The organism is Halorubrum sp. SS7 (genome assembly GCF_005435055.1).
Classification (GTDB): domain Archaea; phylum Halobacteriota; class Halobacteria; order Halobacteriales; family Haloferacaceae; genus Halorubrum; species Halorubrum salinarum.
Window position 1 is genome coordinate 1 of the sequence record NZ_SGXV01000544.1, and the last position, 264, is coordinate 264.

At 63.3% G+C, this 264-nt stretch carries 1 protein-coding gene; it reads right to left on the bottom strand.

Annotated elements, in window-relative coordinates:
* On the bottom strand, positions 1-264 hold a 264-nt coding region (locus EXE44_RS21270; protein ID WP_206750417.1), incomplete at both ends, for a hypothetical protein.

Below are 264 nucleotides of genomic sequence, written 5' to 3' on the forward strand. Positions count from 1 at the left end.
GCCTTCCGGGAGCGCGTGAGTACCGTAATCGAACGGAGCCGATTCCGGTTCGCGGAGTGAGGAATCCGGTCGCCGGATCGTATCGGAATTCGAGTCGTCCGTTCCCTTCGCGGCATCAACGCACCCAATCGTTGCGTGAGGCAAATTCGACGTTCCCACCAGAACGGATATGATCGGGTGAGCGTACACGTGAGTATGAACCGACGCCGCGTCGTCGCCGCCGGGATCGGCGGTGCGGTCACCGGACTCGCGGGCTGTCTCGGC